The following is a 16,882-nucleotide window of genomic DNA, read 5'->3' as shown; positions in this document are numbered from 1 at the left end:
CATCCGCAAGGCATGGGCCGCAGGTGCCAAGGTTGCGCTGATCGGAGAGCCGGTCGATCTGACCTATGACTACATCCACCTTGGCACGGGCCGCGACGCGCTGGCCAAACTGGCCGAGATGGATCATTCCGACAAACATGGCGTGCCAGGTGTGATGATCATCGGGCAAGGCGCGTTGCGCGAAGCCGATGGCGCGGCTGTTCTGGGCACAGCCATGGCGACTGCTGAGGCGGGTCAGTCGAAATTCATGGTGCTCCACACCGCCGCGTCCCGCGTGGGTGCGATGGATGTGGGGTGCATCACCGAAGGCGGTATGGACAAGGCCATTGAAGGCGCAGAGTTGATCTACAACCTTGGCGCGGATGAGGTCGAAATCGCGGCTGGTCCGTTTGTGATCTATCAGGGCAGCCACGGCGACCGGGGTGCGCATCGCGCCGACATCATCCTTCTCGCTGCTGCCTATACCGAAGAGCAGGGTCTGTTCGTGAACACCGAAGGCCGGCCGCAACTGGCGCTGCGCGCCGGGTTTGCACCGGGTGAGGCCAAGGAAAACTGGGCGATCCTGCGGGCCTTGTCGGCTGAACTGGGCGCAACGCTGCCCTTCGACAGCCTTGCGCAGCTGCGTCAGGCTTTGGTCAAGGACGTGCCGCATCTGGCGATGATCGACCAAGTGCCGGAAAACGAATGGCAAGCGGAGCCGGCGGGCAAACTGGGCAACGCGGATTTCCGCAATGTCATACAGGATTTCTACCTGACTAACCCGATCGCGCGCGCCAGCAGTTTGATGGCGGAACTCTCTGCGGGGGTGAAAGCCCGCAAGGACACCAAGATCGCGGCGGAGTGAGCAGGGTGCGCCACTTGGCGGTCATAACACCCGTTGCTTTTGCGATGGTAGGCGGTTTGTCGGGCTGCGATGCCGCGCAACCCTCGGTGACGCGCTTTGCGCCGGAGTATCAGGGTGTGCAGACCACATTGCTCGACGGGGATCTAGTTAAGTTCGACGTGGCGATGCGCGGTGCGCGGGGCGCGTCGGACGTTGAGGATTATGCCGAATGCGCGGCTGCGCAATACGCGCTGATCCGGGGTTACGGTTTTGCGCGGCATTTGCGCACAAATGTATACGAAGAGGCTGGCCTCTGGCGAGGAGATGCGGTTTACACCATCTCGCCGGCGCTGCCCCGTGGGGTGCGGACCATCGACGCCGAAGTCGTGACCGCCTCCTGCGTTGAAAACGGAATACCGATGGTTTGAGGACGTGATGGCTGACTTCTTTACCACCCCCCTTGGGATCGGCGTGATCATCGTCGCACAGTGTCTTGCGGTACTGGGCTTCGTAATGGTCAGTCTTCTCTTCCTCGTCTATGGCGACCGGAAAATCTGGGCGGCTGTCCAGATGCGGCGCGGACCGAACGTTGTCGGCGCTTACGGCCTGCTGCAAACCGTTGCGGACGCGCTGAAATACGTCGTCAAGGAAGTGGTCGTGCCTGCGGGTGCCGACAAGCCGGTGTTCATGCTGGCCCCGATGACCAGCTTTGTGTTGGCGATGGTCGCCTGGGCGGTGATCCCGTTCAACGACACATGGGTGTTGTCCAACATCAACGTGGCCATCCTGTTCGTCTTTGCCGTGTCCTCGCTCGAAGTCTACGGCGTGATCATGGGCGGTTGGGCGTCGAACTCGAAATATCCGTTCCTTGGCTCGCTGCGGTCTGCCGCGCAGATGATTTCCTACGAAGTGTCGTTGGGCCTAATCATCATCGGCATCATCATTTCCACCGGGTCAATGAACTTCGGCGACATCGTGCGCGCGCAGGACGGCGATTACGGGTTCTTCTCGTGGTACTGGCTGCCGCATTTCCCGATGGTATTCCTGTTCTTTATCAGTGCCTTGGCTGAAACCAACCGCCCGCCCTTCGACCTTCCCGAAGCGGAATCCGAACTCGTTGCGGGCTACCAGGTGGAATACTCGTCCACGCCGTTCCTGCTGTTCATGGCCGGTGAATACATCGCGATCTTCCTGATGTGCGCGCTGACATCGCTGCTGTTCTTCGGCGGCTGGCTGTCGCCAATCCCGGGCATCCCGGACGGGGCGCTGTGGATGGTGGCGAAGATGGCGTTCTTCTTCTTCCTCTTCGCGATGGTGAAGGCGATCACGCCCCGCTACCGCTATGACCAGCTGATGCGTCTGGGGTGGAAAGTGTTCCTGCCGTTCAGCCTTGTGTGGGTTGTGTTCGTGGCCTTCGCGGCGAAATTCGACTGGTTCTGGGGCGCATTTGCGCGCTGGGTTTAAGGAGAGCTGAGATGACGCAGATCGACTACGGACGCGCCGCCAAGTATTTCCTTCTTCAGGATTTCTGGGTCGGCATGAAGCTGGGCCTCAAGTATTTCTTCGCCCCCAAGGCGACGATCAACTACCCGCACGAAAAGGGGCCGTTGAGCCCGCGCTTCCGGGGGGAACACGCGCTGCGCCGCTATCCGAATGGCGAAGAGCGTTGCATCGCCTGTAAACTCTGCGAGGCGATTTGCCCGGCGCAGGCGATCACCATTGACGCGGAACCCCGCGACGATGGCTCGCGCCGCACCACGCGGTATGACATCGACATGACCAAGTGCATCTATTGCGGCTTCTGCCAAGAGGCCTGCCCGGTGGATGCGATTGTCGAAGGTCCGAATTTCGAGTTTTCGACCGAGACCCGCGAAGAGCTGTATTACGACAAGGCCAAGCTTCTGGATAACGGCGACCGCTGGGAAGCCGAGATCGCGCGCAACCTCGAACTGGATGCGCCGTACCGATGAGTGATCAGAAAACCCCTTTCGAGTTGATGATGCAGCAGGCGCAGGAGATGGCGCGTGCCTTCAACCCTGCGCTCACGTCGTTTGACCCCAAGGGGTTCGAAAAGATGTGGCCGACCATGCCGAAAGACGCGATGGAGATGTGGTTCGGCAAGGGCATCAGCAAGGAAGGTCTGGACGCCAAGACGCGTCTGCTTCTGACGATTGCGGGCATGACCATGCAGGGCGCACAGGCGGAAACGCCGTTCCGCATGACCGTGCGCCACGCCACCGAGGCCGGTGCCACGAAAGACGAAATTGCCGAGACCATCGCCCAGATGTCGATGTTCGCCGGTATCCCCGCCATGACCCGCGCGATGGAACTCGCCCGCGAGGTGATGGAAGACGACAAAAAGGATGACGAGACATGAGTGTCTTTGCCTTCTATCTCTTTGCCCTCAGCACGATTGCGGGCGGGCTGTTCACCGTGGTGAGCCGCAACCCGGTGCATTCGGTGCTTTGGCTGATCCTCGCCTTCCTGTCTTCGGCCGGGTTGTTCGTTCTTCTGGGCGCTGAGTTTGTGGCGATGCTGCTGGTCATCGTCTACGTCGGCGCTGTGGCGGTTCTGTTCCTCTTCGTCGTGATGATGCTCGACGTGGATTTTGTGGAACTGAAGGCAGAAATGGCGCGCTACATGCCGCTGGCGCTGCTTATCGGGGTGGTGATCCTGATGCAATTTGCGCTGGCCTTTGGCGCGTGGGAATCGAACGCCGCCGCCGAAGGGCTGCGGGCGCAGGTTATGCCGGTGGACCGGCACAACACCGAGGCTTTGGGCCTGATCCTTTATGATCAGTATTTCCTACTGTTCCAGCTTGCAGGCCTGATCCTGCTGGTCGCCATGATTGGTGCGATCGTGCTGACGCTGCGCCACCGCTCGGACGTCAAACGCCAGAACGTGCTGGCGCAGATGTACCGCGATCCGGCCAAGGCGATGGAACTGAAAGACGTGAAGCCCGGACAGGGCCTGTAAATGACGCAGCCCCGATCCGGTTGGGGCGCATTGACAAAGAAAACGACGGGGCACACCCCGGAGGGACGTGATGATAGGACTTGAGCATTACCTGACAGTGGCAGCGGTGCTGTTCGTGATCGGGGTTTTCGGGCTGTTCCTGAACCGCAAGAACGTGATCATCCTGCTGATGAGCATCGAATTGATGCTTCTCGCGGTGAACATCAACCTTGTCGCGTTCTCGAGCTTCCTGGGCGATCTGGTGGGGCAGGTGTTCACCCTGTTCGTCCTCACGGTCGCGGCGGCCGAAGCGGCCATCGGCCTTGCCATCCTCGTCTGTTTCTTCCGCAACCGTGGCTCCATCGCGGTTGAAGACGTCAACGTGATGAAGGGCTGACGATCATGGAAACGCTTATCCTGTTTTCCCCGCTGGTCGGTGCCATTCTGTGTGGCTTTGGCTGGAAGTTCATCGGTGAGACCGCCGCGCAATGGGTGGCCACGGGCCTTCTGTTCTTTGCCTGTGTGCTGTCGTGGATTGTCTTCCTGACCCATGACGGCGTCACCGAGACCATCAACATCCTGCGCTGGATCGAGTCCGGCACGCTCAGCACCGAATGGGCGATCCGTCTGGACCGACTGACAGCGACGATGCTGATCGTCGTGACCACCGTGTCGGCGCTCGTGCACCTTTATTCCTTCGGCTACATGGATCACGACCCACAGTGGAAAGAAGGCGAAAGCTACAAGCCGCGCTTCTTTGCCTACCTGTCGTTCTTCACCTTCGCCATGCTCATGCTGGTGACATCGGACAACCTTGTTCAGATGTTCTTTGGCTGGGAAGGCGTGGGCGTCGCGTCCTACCTGCTGATCGGCTTCTACTATCGCAAGCCGTCTGCCAATGCCGCAGCCATCAAGGCCTTCGTGGTCAACCGTGTTGGCGACTTTGGCTTTGCGCTCGGCATCTTCGCGCTGTTCTTCCTTGTCGACAGCATTCGCTTTGACGACATCTTTGCAGCCGCGCCGACGCTGGCCGAGACACAGTTGGCCTTCCTCTGGACCGAATGGAACGCGGCCAACCTGATCGCCTTCCTGCTCTTCATCGGCGCGATGGGGAAATCGGCGCAGCTTCTCCTGCACACCTGGCTGCCGGACGCGATGGAAGGCCCGACCCCGGTGTCGGCCCTGATCCACGCGGCAACCATGGTGACGGCAGGCGTTTACCTTGTCTGCCGCATGTCGCCGCTGATGGAATTCGCGCCCGAAGCGCAGTTCTTCATCGTCTTCCTTGGCGCTACCACCGCGTTCTTCGCGGCCACGGTCGGCCTCGTGCAGAACGACATCAAGCGCGTGATCGCGTACTCGACCTGTTCGCAGCTGGGTTACATGTTCGTGGCGGCGGGTGTCGGCGTTTACTCGGTGGCGATGTTCCACCTCTTCACACACGCGTTCTTCAAGGCGATGCTGTTCCTTGGCGCGGGTTCGGTCATCCACGCGATGCATCACGAGCAGGACATGCGGAACTATGGCGGTCTGCGGAAGAAGATCCCCTATACCTTCGGCGCGATGATGATCGGCACCCTGGCGATCACCGGTGTCGGTATCCCGCTGACGGGCTGGATCGGCTTTGCAGGCTTTGCCTCCAAGGATGCCGTGATCGAAAGCGCCTATGCCGCGGGTCCGATGGGCTATGCCTTCTGGATGCTGGTCATCGCGGCGCTGTTCACCAGCTTCTACAGCTGGCGTCTGATGTTCCTGACGTTCTACGGCAAGCCGCGCGGCGACAAGCACACGCATGAGCACGCGCATGAAAGCCCGATGGTCATGCTGATCCCGTTGGGTGTTCTGAGCCTTGGAGCAGTCTTTGCCGGTGCCATCTGGTACAACAGCTTCTTCGGTCACACCGACAGCGTCGCCAAGTTCTTCGGCGTGCCCTATGCCGAGGCGGGGGAACACTCTGCCGAAGGTGACGGCCACGGTGAGACGGCGGCGGCTGACGCGGGTCACGGCGAAGAGGCCAAGGGTGGCGAACATCACTATGTCTTCGCCGGTCAGCCGGGCGAGGGGGCGATCTATGTCGGTCCCGACAACGACATCCTGAACGAGGCGCATGAAGTGCCGAAATGGGTCAAGGTCAGCCCGTTCATCGCGATGCTGCTGGGGCTGGGGACCGCGTACTGGTTCTATATCGTGAACCCGAAGCTGCCCAAGCGTCTGGCCGAAAGCCAGCGTCCGCTGTACCTCTTCCTGCTGAACAAGTGGTATTTCGACGAGATTTACGACTTCCTGTTTGTGCAGCCGGCCAAAGGTCTGGGCCGTCTGCTGTGGAAGCGGGGCGATGGCAATGTCATCGACGGGTCAATCAACGGCGTTGCCATGGGTTTTATCCCGATGCTGACCCGCCTCGCCGGTAAGGCGCAGTCCGGATACATCTTCACCTATGCCTTCTACATGGTGATCGGCATTGCCGCCCTTGTCACCTGGATGACGCTGAGCGGAGGAGCACACTGATGGATAACCTTCTTTCCATTGTCACGTTCCTGCCAGCCTTGGCGGCGGTGATCCTGCTGGTCTTCCTGCGGGGGGACGATGAGGCGGCGAACCGGAACGCCAAATGGCTGGCGCTGATCGCGACCTCGGCCACCTTCCTGATCTCGCTGTTCATTCTGGCGCAGTTCGACTCTCAGAACACCGGGTTCCAAATGGTCGAGCAGGGCGAATGGTTGCTGGGCCTGCAGTACAAGATGGGTGTGGACGGGATTTCGGTTCTGTTCGTGATGCTGACCACGTTCATGATGCCGCTGGTCATTGCGGCAAGTTGGGATGTGAGCCACCGCGTCAAGGAATACATGATCGCGTTCCTGATTTTGGAAACGCTCATGCTCGGCGTGTTCATGGCGCTCGATCTGGTGCTGTTCTACCTGTTCTTCGAGGCGGGCCTGATCCCGATGTTCCTGATCATCGGCATTTGGGGCGGCAAGAACCGCATATACGCGTCGTTCAAGTTTTTCCTCTACACCTTCCTCGGATCGGTGCTGATGCTGGTCGCGATGGTGGCGATGTTCTCCGACGCGGGCACGACTGATATCGAGCAATTGCTGGTGCACCAGTTCGGGTCGGAAAGCTTCTCGATCCTTGGTGTGCAGATCGTGGGCGGTTTGCAGACGCTGCTGTTCCTGGCTTTCTTTGCAAGCTTTGCCGTCAAGATGCCGATGTGGCCGGTGCACACATGGTTGCCTGATGCGCACGTTCAGGCGCCGACAGCTGGTTCGGTTGTTCTGGCGGCGATCCTGCTGAAGATGGGCGGCTACGGCTTCCTGCGGTTCTCGCTGCCGATGTTCCCGGTGGGGGCAGACGTTCTGACGCCGCTGGTGCTGTGGATGTCGGCCATTGCCATCGTCTACACCTCGCTGGTGGCGCTGGTGCAGGAAGACATGAAAAAGCTGATTGCCTATTCGTCGGTCGCGCACATGGGCTATGTCACCATGGGCATCTTCGCGGGCAACCAGCAGGGGATCGACGGCGCGATTTTCCAGATGATCAGCCACGGCTTCATCTCGGGCGCGCTCTTCCTGTGTGTTGGCGTGATCTACGACCGGATGCACACCCGTGACATCGACGCCTATGGCGGTCTGGTGAACCGTATGCCGGCTTACGCGCTGATCTTCATGCTTTTCACCATGGCCAATGTCGGACTGCCGGGCACCTCGGGCTTTATCGGGGAATTCCTGACGCTGATGGGCATCTTCCAGGTCAACACATGGATTGCGGCCGTTGCCACATCCGGTGTGATCCTGTCAGCGGCTTATGCGCTCTGGCTCTATCGTCGGGTCGTCATGGGCGACCTGATCAAGGAAAGCCTCAAGACCATCACCGACATGACGCGCCGCGAGCGGGCGATCTTTGCCCCGCTGGTGATCGCGACGATCCTCTTTGGTGTCTATCCGGCCCCGATCCTCGACACGATCGGGCCGTCGGTGGAGGCGCTTGTATCCAATTACCAAACTGCACTTGCTGCGGCGGAGACCGCCACGCAAGTCGCCGTGAACCATTAAGGGGGCGAGGCTATGCTCTCGGCTGATCTAGGTATCATCCTTCCGGAAATCATTCTGGCCATCTACGCGATGCTGGCGCTTCTTGGCGCGGTCTATACCGTCAAGGACGGGGCTGCGTCGCTGCTGGTCTGGGTGACAAGCGGTCTGTTCCTTGCTCTTGCGGTCTGGATCGGGCTGAACGGGGCAGGGACGAATGTTGCCTTCAACGGCATGTTCGTCGATGACGGGTTCGCGCGGTTCGCGAAGATCGTGATCCTTGTCTCGGCCGCCGCCGTGCTGCTGATGTCCGAAGCCTACATGACCCGTCGCGGGCTCCTGCGGTTCGAATATCCGCTGCTGATCGCGCTGGCGGTCGTTGGCATGATGATGATGGTCTCCGCGGGCGACCTGATGGCTCTTTACATGGGCCTCGAACTGCAGTCGCTGGCGCTTTATGTGGTTGCGTCCTTGCGGCGGGACAGCCTGAAATCCACCGAGGCGGGTCTCAAGTATTTCGTGCTGGGTGCGCTGTCCTCGGGTCTGCTGCTTTACGGTGCGTCGCTGGTCTATGGCTACTCGGGCACCACGCTTTTCTCGGGTATTATCCAGACGGCAGTCCATGGCGACCTGTCGTTGGGCCTTCTGTTTGGTCTGGTGTTCCTGATCTCGGGCCTTGCGTTCAAGGTCTCGGCGGTGCCGTTCCACATGTGGACGCCGGATGGGTACGAAGGCTCGCCCACGCCCGTCACGGCCTTCTTCGCCACAGCACCGAAAGTTGCAGCAATGGGTCTGTTCGCCCGTGTCATGCACGACGCGTTTGGCGCCGCCGTCAGCGACTGGTCTCAGGTGATCGCGCTTCTGTCCGTGCTGTCGATGTTCCTTGGCGCGATTGCCGCCATCGGCCAGACCGACATCAAACGTCTGATGGCGTTCTCGTCCATCGCGCATATGGGCTATGCCCTGATGGGTCTGGCGGCAGGCACGGCGTTCGGCGTGCAGGCGATGCTGATCTACATGGCGATCTACGTCACCATGAACATAGGGACCTTCGCGTTCATCCTGTCGATGCATCGCGATGGTCAGCCGGTGTCCAGTATCGGCGCACTGAACATGTATTCCAAGCGTGAGCCGGGCAAGGCGCTGGCGATGCTGGTGCTGCTCTTCAGCCTTGCGGGTGTGCCGCCGCTCGTCGGCTTCTTCGGCAAGCTTTACGTGCTGCGGGCTGCTTATGAAGCGGGTCTGGCGTGGCTGGCGATTGCGGGTGTGATCGCGTCGGTGATCGGCGCGTTCTACTACCTGCGGATCGTTTTCTACATGTATTTCGGTCAGGAGCGGGATGACGCGCTCGACAAGAGCGGATCGCCGGTGCTTTGGGGCATGCTGATGGCCAGCGCCGTGATCATGGTGGTGGGTGTTGTCAACCTCTTCGGGATCGAAGGAGCGGCTGCGGCGGCTGCGGCGACCCTTGTCAACTGAGCTTTTGGCACCGTTGAAACATCGTGACGCGCCAATGGCGCGTCGCTTTGTTTTTTGCGCCCCGCTGCGCGGGGCGCGGTGCCTCCGGCGGGAGTTTATCCGGCAAGATGAAGGAGCGGGTTGTCTTGTCTGAGTGGCCCTTGGGATATGCGCGACAGGTTCTGGCCGAGGTGGACAGCACCATGGCCGAAGCCGGGCGACAGGCGACCAGTTTGGCCGGGCCGACGTGGATTTGCGCGTTGCATCAGACAGCGGCGCGCGGGCGGCGGGGGCGGGTCTGGGTGAACCCCGAAGGCAATTTCGCAGCCACTCTGGTGTTGCCCACCTCAGATGCGCCGGAAAAGCGGGCGCTGCGCAGTTTCGTGGCGGCGCTGGCCCTGTTCGATGCGCTTGTCGCGGTGTCGGGGCGCGTCGAGGGGCTGACGCTCAAATGGCCGAACGACGTGCTGCTGACCGGCGGCAAGGTGGCGGGCATCCTGCTGGAGAGCATCGGCGCGCATCTGGCGATCGGCATCGGTGTGAACCTCATTGCGGCGCCAGCCTCTTCCGAGGTGGAAGAGCACGCCGTTCCTCCGGTCTCGGTTCTTTCGGCGCTTGGGGTTGAAATTGCCCCTGACGCCTTTCTCGACGTTCTTGCTGCGGCCTATGCCCGGCACGAGGCGCAGTTCATGACCTATGGCTTTGCGCCGATCCGCGCTGCGTGGCTGGCGCGCGCCGCACGGTTGGGTGGGGTGGTCACCGCACGGATGGGTGACCGCGAGGTGACCGGCACATTCGAGACTGTGGACGCCGACGGACGGATCGTCCTAAACACCACGACAGGCCGCCAAGCCATCGCGGCTGCTGATATTTTCTTTTGAGGGGCAAGGCCATGCTTCTGTGCATCGACTGTGGCAATACCAATACCGTGTTTTCGATCTGGGACGGGACGCGGTTTCTTTGCACGCTGCGCACGTCGACCCATCATGGGCGCACGGCAGATGCCTATTTCACGTGGTTCTCGACGTTGATCGGGCATTACAGGATCGAGCCCAATATCACCGATGTGATCATCGCTTCGACCGTGCCGCGCGTGGTGTGGAACCTGCGGGTTTTTTCAGACCGGTTCTTCGGTGTGCGGCCCATTGTGGTGGGCAAACCTGAGTGCAAACTGCCGCATCCACCCCGGGTCGATGTTGGCACAGGGGTGGGGCCGGACCGTCTGGCCAATGCCGCAGGTGCCTTTGACCGTCATGGCGGCGATTGCGTGGTGGTCGATTTCGGCACGGCAACGAATTTCGACGTGGTGGCCGAAGATGGTGCTTATGTCGGTGGTGTGATCGCGCCGGGGGTGAACCTGAGCCTTGAGGCGCTGCACCAAGGGGCGGCAGCGCTGCCGCATGTGGACATCTCGCAGCCCGAGCGGGTGATCGGCACCAATACCGTGGCCTGTATACAGTCGGGCATCTTCTGGGGTTATATCGGGTTGATTCAGGGGATCACCGAGCGGATCAAGGCCGAATACGGGCGTCCGATGAAGGTTATCGGAACAGGCGGGCTTGCGCCCTTGTTCGCGCAGGGTGACCTGCTATTTGACACAATTGAAGATGACCTGACCATGCATGGTCTGACGGTCATACACGCCTATAACACAGAAAACGGATAAAATATGAGCGGTGAACGGATCATCTACCTGCCCCTTGGCGGGGCCGGCGAAATTGGCATGAACGCCTATGTCTATGGCTACGGTAAGCCCGGGAAGGAACGCCTGATCCTTGTCGATCTGGGCGTGACCTTTCCCGACATGGACGGAACGCCAGGAGTAGATCTGATCCTGCCGGATATCGCGTGGCTGAAGGAGCGGCGCAATCAGCTTGAGGCGATCTTCATCACCCACGCGCATGAAGACCATGTGGGGGCCATTGGCCATTTCTGGGAAGAGCTTGGCGCGCCGATCTATGCGCGGGCTTTCACGGCGCATATCGCGCGGCTCAAGATGGAGGATGCAGGCCAGTCGCCGGAGACCGTGTGCACCGTGTCGCCCTGGCCGGAAACGGTTGAGGCAGGACCGTTCAAGGTAGGGTTCGTGCCGATCTCGCACTCGATCCCCGAAAGCTCGGGTCTGGTGATCGACACGCCACAGGGGCGGATCGTGCATTCGGGCGATTTCAAGATCGACGAAACCCCCGTGGTGGGTGAGGCCTTTGACCGGGCTCTGTGGGAAGAGATCGGCAAGCCGGGTGTGAAGGCGCTGATCTGCGATTCCACCAACGTGTTTTCCGCTCATGCCGGGCGGTCCGAAGCGACCGTCGGTCCCGAGATCGAGATCCTCGTGCGCGATGCGACCGGTATGGTGGTGGCGACGACCTTTGCGTCGAACGTGGCGCGGGTGAAGACATTGGCAGAAGCGGCGGTGCGGGCCGGACGGTCGGTCTGCCTTTTGGGCCGTGCGATGCGGCGCATGATCGAAGCATCGATCAAGACAGGCGTTTTGGCGGATTTCCCCACTGTGGTCAGCCCGGAAGAGGCAACTCAGATCCCGCGTGAGAACCTGATGCTGATCGTGACCGGGTCGCAAGGCGAACGCAGGGCCGCCTCGGCCCAGCTGGCGCGCGGCAAGTTCCAGGGTCTGACGATGGCCGAGGGGGATCTGTTTCTGTTTTCCTCGAAGACCATTCCTGGCAATGAGCGCGGCGTCATCCAGATCATGAATGCGTTTTCCGAACAGGGTGTGGATGTGGTGGATGACAGTTCCGGCAAGTACCACGTGTCCGGTCATGCCAACCGTCCCGACCTTGAGACCATGCACGCGCTGGTCAATCCGCAACTGGTGATTCCGATGCATGGCGAACACCGCCATCTGCGCGAACACGTAAAGGTCGCAGGTGCCGGTGGCCGCAAGGGTGTGCTGGCGGTCAATGGCATGATGATGGACCTCAGCGGCAATGAGCCGACGGTGGCCGAATATGTCGAAACGGGCCGCACCTATCTGGACGGGTCGGTCAAGATCGGGGCATTGGACGGTGTCGTGCGCGACCGCATTCGCATGGCGCTGAACGGGCATGTGATCGTCACGGTCATTCTGGACGAAGACGACGAGTTGCTGGGTGAGCCGTGGTGCGAGATCATGGGCCTTCCTGAAATGGGCCGCAGCAATGCGCCGTTGGTCGATGCGTTGGAAGAGGACCTGTCGCAATTCATCGGCCGGGCCGGGGACAAGACGATCACCGACGACGACAAGCTGGAAGAGGGGCTGCGCCGGATCGCGCGTCAGACGACGCAGAACGAGATCGGCAAGAAGCCCGAAGTGACCGTTGTGATCAGCAGGCTTGCATGACACGCGGTGTTGTCTTCGATCTGGATGGGACGCTGATCGACAGCTTGCCGGATATCGCGGCAGCGGCCAATGCATTGCTGTCGGATCATGGGCTTGCGCCTTTGCCGCAGTCGCAGATCGGCGGCTTTGTCGGGATGGGCGAGCGGGTGTTCCTCGACCGGCTGATTGCGGCGACAGATTTGGATGTGGCGCAGTACGATGCGCTGATGGTCGAATTTATCACGCATTACAAATCAAGCACCGGGCTCACCACCGTCTTTCCGGGGGTAATGGAGGTGATTGGCGCGTTGAAGGCCGAAGGCTACACGTTGGGCATCTGCACCAACAAGCCGGGCGTGCCTTTGGCCGCGGTTCTGGACGCGCTTGATCTGGCCAAGTGGTTCGATGTGATCATTGCAGGTGACACGCTGCCTGTTCGCAAACCCGACCCTGCGCCGTTGCGACTGGCGTTCGAGCGGATGGGCGCGACACAGGGCGTCTATGTCGGGGACAGCGATGTGGATGCGGAAACGGCGCAGCGGGCAGGGGTACCCTTTGCCTTCTTCACCGAAGGCATCCGCACCAAACCGATTGACGCGATCCCGCATGATCGGGCGTTTGACCGGTTTGATGACCTTCCGGCGATCTGTCTGGAGATCCTGCGCCCGATATAGGCGGGCGATGCGTCAACGCATCGCCGCGTGTCCGTCGACGGACACGCACGCCTTGATCAACTGGCGCGACGTTCGTCAAAGCTCAGCGCGATGAAGGATGGCATGTGGTCGCCCATGCCCACGACATTGCTGTCACGGGCACCGCGATCATTCCGCCCACCGCGATCGGGGCGACGGTTGCGCGACTTGTCGTGATCGGGCTTCTGGTCTTCACTGCGTTCCATGGCCTTGACTGGCTCTTTCGGCGTGTCCTTCTGGACCTCAATCGGCGTCGCCTCCTGAACGTCAGGCTGCTGCGCGTCCTGTGTCTTGTCCGAAGGTTTCCCGCGACCACGGCCCCCGCGCGAGCGACGCGATTTGCTGTCTTTTTTCTCTTCGGTCGCGTCAACGGACGGTTCCACCACGGTTTCGCCAAGCGGGTTTTCGATCCGAGGAATCTCTTTCTGGATCAGCTTTTCGATCGCAGCGAAGTTCTTTTCGTCCTTCGGCACACAGATCATCATCGCCTTGCCCTTGCGCCCTGCGCGACCGGTGCGGCCGATGCGGTGCACATAGTCTTCGGCATGGCTGGGAACGTCGAAGTTGAACACATGGCTGACGGCGGGCACATCCAGACCGCGCGCCGCGACGTCCGACGCGATCAGAAAGCGCAACGTGCCTTCGCGGAACCCTTCCAGCGTCTTGGTCCGCTGGGACTGGTCCAGATCGCCATGGATCGGTGCGGCGTCATAGCCGTATTTCTTGAGCGATGTCGCCACGATATCCACGTCCGACTTGCGGTTGCAGAAGATGATCGCGTTTGAGCAGGCGTCGCCTTCGCCGTCGATCAGCTTGCGCAGCAGGGCACGCTTTTCGGTGCCTTCGCGGTCGCGGCGCGAGGCCTTAAACATCACGACGCCCTGTTCGATGGTCTCGGACGCGGTGGCCTGACGCGCCACTTCGACCCGCGCCGGGGCCGACAGGAATGTATTGGTGATGCGTTCGATCTCGGGCGCCATGGTGGCCGAGAAGAACAATGTCTGACGGGTGAAGGGTGTGAGCGAGAAGATGCGTTCGATGTCGGGAATGAACCCCATGTCGAGCATGCGGTCGGCCTCGTCGACCACCATCACCTGAACACCCGTCAGCAGCAGCTTGCCGCGCTCGAAATGGTCAAGCAACCGGCCCGGTGTGGCGATCAGCACGTCGACACCCTTGTCGATCAGCAAATCCTGTTCCTTGAAGCTTACGCCGCCGATCAGCAGCGCCTTGGTCAGCTTCACATGCTTTGCGTAAATGTCGAAGTTTTCGGCCACCTGGGCCGCCAATTCACGCGTCGGGCACAGAACAAGGCTGCGCGGCATCCGGGCGCGGGCGCGGCCTCGGGCCAGCAGCGTGATCATGGGGAGCGTGAAGCTTGCGGTCTTGCCGGTGCCGGTCTGGGCGATGCCAAGGACGTCGCGGCCTTCCAGAGCGGGGGGGATGGCCCCTTCCTGAATGGGGGTGGGCGTGTCGTATCCCGCCTCTTCTACTGCTTTCAGGACTTTCGGGTTGAGGTTCAACTCAGAAAATTTTGTCATGTGTATCCGTTGTTCACGGACTGACTGCGCCCGTGCGTCTGTTGCGATCCGGCCCGTTTGGCCCTGTGTTTATCCACAATCACGATCTGCGGGGGCTTGTACTCTTGGAACACGGTCGGGTCAATGAGCCGTGTCCGGACTGCGCGGATGTGCCATGGTTCATTGGGTTTTGGTGGCGATGTGGCAACAATTTCCGGCATTTGGGCCAAATTGTTTACAGCTCATCAGCTGCTGGGCGCCGTGCCAAACACCTTTTTCACCGCTGCGTCGGGGTCGAACCGAGGCTTCAGCAACAGCCCGTGGGCCTCGAGCCGGTTGCGCAGGTGTTCGGTGTCAGCGCACATTTCGTCGAAGAACGCGCGCAGCCCGTCTTTGCCTTCCTCGTCGCGCAGGTAGTTGAGAAGGTGGGCGACGTTCTTGAGCGCGTCGTCAGATTTCACGCGATACGAGCCCTTGGACTGGCGGAAGTCCAGCTTGGACAGGAAGCTGTCCCAATCCGGTGCATGGAGGTGTCCAACATGCACATCGTCCAGATCATGTGTGTTGAGCACTTCCTCACCTTTCACCCGAAGGCGATGGATGGCCAACCGCACCTCACCTAGCCCGGTTCGGGCAAAGACCTTGCCCGCGAGATGGCTCAGAAAGCCGCCCCGCAGATAGCTGCCGAAGGTTGGGTAGATGTCTGTGACGGCTGAAGATGGCACACCGTCTCCTGTGGTGCGAAGTTTGAAATGTGCAGGTGTTTGCCCTGTGGCGACGGCCAACGCCTCTGCCGGGTAAATCCGTGCGCCAGCCTTGTCGCCGGGCACCGACTTGAGCAAGGTTGACAGCTTTTTCGGGCTCAGGATGAACTCGTCTGTGTCGATATGCCCAAGCCAGTCCAAATGGTCCTTGGCATGTTTCAGGGCTTGGGTAGCGTTGTAGGTCTGGCGCAGTTGGTGCGCCTCGGGGCGGTTCTTGCCGGCTTTTTTCCAGTAGGTGGCATCACAGACCGTCAGCATGACCTTGGGATGTCCGTCAAGCAGACGTGAGACGGCAGGGTCGGGCTTGTCGAGATAGATATAGACGCGGGACGCCCCGATCTCGAGGTGATGCGCCACGAACCGTGCTACGTCTTGCACAGGCGCATTTGTGGTGCAGACAACGCCCCAGGTCGGCGTCTTTGCCGGGAGTTTCGACACAGGCAGCGTCACGCCGGTATCCGTTTCGGAATCGCCATTCTCTTCGATCCGGCGCAGCTTGCGGGCGCGCAGGCGGTGCAGACGGCGGAAGACCGTGCGCGGATCGTCGATCAAGCGTTGCAGCATGTCATGTGCAAGGGGCTGGATCACCGGGTCGCCGTGAGCTTCCTCCCAAAGCCGACCGATCATATTCACATCCAGACCGCCATCCACCAGTGAAAACGCGTCCATCTGCAGCGGCAACGGTCCTGCGGCGCGCCCATCAAGTGTGAAGGGCCGGTCAGCCTCGCGCCCCGAAAACAGGCGCTCGCTTTCATAGAGCTTCATCGCACCGAACAGCGTCGACAGCGCCAGCCCGGTGCTGCGTTGGGTCGGTGTTTTGCCATGATCACCAAAGGTCGTCAGGCTGGACACCTTCCAGCGCAGGTCCATTTCGCGCAACAGCAGGTCGGCGTGTTCCGTCCAGAGACGCAGGAACAGATCGGCAGTGTGTGCCGGTTGGCTGCGTTTGCGCAGATGTGCGATCAACAGACCGTTAAGGTGCAAAAGCGCGTTTTGCCCCTCAAGTTCCTTGGCGATTTCCCAGGTCTTGCGGGCATTGTCGGATGTCTTGCGGCTGCTTTCATTGGGCACCGTGACCCGTTGCTGGGCCATCTGGGCGAGATCGCAATCGAGGGGCGGCAAAGCTTCGCCCTTGGCAAAGCCCAGCGGCGCGCGCCGTTCGTTCATCTGTTTGACGATGCCGACCAGCCCTTTTGGATAGGCCGGGTTCGGCGGCGATTTTTGACTGCTCATATCCGCAGAGTGCCGTTTCGCTTCGCTTCGATCAACGAAAAAGGCATTTCGAAATGCCTTGTTTCAAGCGTCTTAGAAGACGCTTGTTGACGC

Annotated in this window: 16 protein-coding genes; 14 read left to right on the top strand and 2 right to left on the bottom strand. The window is 60.7% G+C overall.

Going from position 1 to position 16,882, the window contains the following annotated elements:
- From JJ869_RS07280 to gph, 14 genes are all read left to right on the top strand, one after another.
- On the top strand, positions 1-844 hold an 844-nt coding region (locus tag JJ869_RS07280), incomplete at its 5' end, for a molybdopterin-dependent oxidoreductase (RefSeq protein ID WP_292265636.1).
- Between the two features lie 44 nt (positions 845-888).
- Complete coding sequence (locus tag JJ869_RS07275; RefSeq protein WP_292265641.1) at positions 889-1,251, top strand: hypothetical protein; 363 nt, start codon at positions 889-891, stop codon at positions 1,249-1,251.
- 7 nt (positions 1,252-1,258) lie between these two features.
- Complete coding sequence (gene nuoH / locus JJ869_RS07270) at positions 1,259-2,287, top strand: NADH-quinone oxidoreductase subunit NuoH (protein WP_292265634.1); 1,029 nt, start codon at positions 1,259-1,261, stop codon at positions 2,285-2,287.
- A gap of 11 nt (positions 2,288-2,298) precedes the next feature.
- Positions 2,299-2,793, top strand: a complete 495-nt coding sequence (gene nuoI, locus JJ869_RS07265) for an NADH-quinone oxidoreductase subunit NuoI (RefSeq protein WP_292066062.1) — start codon at positions 2,299-2,301, stop codon at positions 2,791-2,793.
- Positions 2,790-3,200: a carboxymuconolactone decarboxylase family protein gene (locus JJ869_RS07260; protein WP_292265632.1), complete on the top strand. Its 411-nt coding sequence runs from the start codon at positions 2,790-2,792 to the stop codon at positions 3,198-3,200. Before nuoI ends, JJ869_RS07260 begins: the two co-directional genes overlap by 4 nt.
- Positions 3,197-3,799 carry an NADH-quinone oxidoreductase subunit J gene (locus JJ869_RS07255; RefSeq protein WP_292265630.1) on the top strand — a complete coding sequence of 201 codons (603 nt, stop codon included), beginning with the start codon at positions 3,197-3,199 and terminating at the stop codon, positions 3,797-3,799. Before JJ869_RS07260 ends, JJ869_RS07255 begins: the two co-directional genes overlap by 4 nt.
- A gap of 70 nt (positions 3,800-3,869) precedes the next feature.
- The gene (gene nuoK / locus JJ869_RS07250; protein WP_292265627.1) at positions 3,870-4,175 is read left to right on the top strand and encodes an NADH-quinone oxidoreductase subunit NuoK; all 306 of its coding nucleotides are present in this window, start codon (positions 3,870-3,872) and stop codon (positions 4,173-4,175) included.
- A 5-nt stretch (positions 4,176-4,180) separates the two neighbouring features.
- On the top strand, positions 4,181-6,286 hold the full coding sequence (gene nuoL / locus JJ869_RS07245; protein ID WP_292265625.1) for an NADH-quinone oxidoreductase subunit L: 2,106 nt from the start codon (positions 4,181-4,183) through the stop codon (positions 6,284-6,286).
- Positions 6,286-7,830 carry an NADH-quinone oxidoreductase subunit M gene (locus JJ869_RS07240; protein ID WP_292265623.1) on the top strand — a complete coding sequence of 515 codons (1,545 nt, stop codon included), beginning with the start codon at positions 6,286-6,288 and terminating at the stop codon, positions 7,828-7,830. Before nuoL ends, JJ869_RS07240 begins: the two co-directional genes overlap by 1 nt.
- Positions 7,831-7,842: 12 nt before the next feature.
- Entirely contained in the window at positions 7,843-9,285 is a 1,443-nt protein-coding gene (gene nuoN / locus JJ869_RS07235) for an NADH-quinone oxidoreductase subunit NuoN (RefSeq protein ID WP_292265622.1), read from the top strand.
- Between the two features lie 125 nt (positions 9,286-9,410).
- Positions 9,411-10,145, top strand: a complete 735-nt coding sequence (locus JJ869_RS07230) for a biotin--[acetyl-CoA-carboxylase] ligase (RefSeq protein WP_292265620.1) — start codon at positions 9,411-9,413, stop codon at positions 10,143-10,145.
- Positions 10,146-10,156: 11 nt separating this feature from the next.
- Positions 10,157-10,930: a type III pantothenate kinase gene (locus JJ869_RS07225; protein WP_292265618.1), complete on the top strand. Its 774-nt coding sequence runs from the start codon at positions 10,157-10,159 to the stop codon at positions 10,928-10,930.
- 3 nt (positions 10,931-10,933) lie between these two features.
- The gene (locus tag JJ869_RS07220) at positions 10,934-12,601 is read left to right on the top strand and encodes a ribonuclease J (RefSeq protein ID WP_292265617.1); all 1,668 of its coding nucleotides are present in this window, start codon (positions 10,934-10,936) and stop codon (positions 12,599-12,601) included.
- Complete coding sequence (gph, locus tag JJ869_RS07215; RefSeq protein ID WP_292265615.1) at positions 12,598-13,254, top strand: phosphoglycolate phosphatase; 657 nt, start codon at positions 12,598-12,600, stop codon at positions 13,252-13,254. Before JJ869_RS07220 ends, gph begins: the two co-directional genes overlap by 4 nt.
- 56 nt (positions 13,255-13,310) lie before the next feature.
- Here gph and JJ869_RS07210 read toward each other — a convergent pair whose 3' ends face one another.
- Positions 13,311-14,813, bottom strand: a complete 1,503-nt coding sequence (locus JJ869_RS07210) for a DEAD/DEAH box helicase (RefSeq protein WP_292265613.1) — start codon at positions 14,811-14,813, stop codon at positions 13,311-13,313.
- A gap of 224 nt (positions 14,814-15,037) precedes the next feature.
- The gene (locus tag JJ869_RS07205) at positions 15,038-16,789 is read right to left on the bottom strand and encodes a glycosyltransferase family 2 protein (RefSeq protein WP_292265611.1); all 1,752 of its coding nucleotides are present in this window, start codon (positions 16,787-16,789) and stop codon (positions 15,038-15,040) included.
- Positions 16,790-16,882 lie beyond the last annotated feature (93 nt).

The organism is Marivita sp. (assembly GCF_017643905.1).
Taxonomy (GTDB): Bacteria; Pseudomonadota; Alphaproteobacteria; order Rhodobacterales; family Rhodobacteraceae; genus Marivita.
This window is presented reverse-complemented; position numbering and strand designations above follow the sequence as displayed.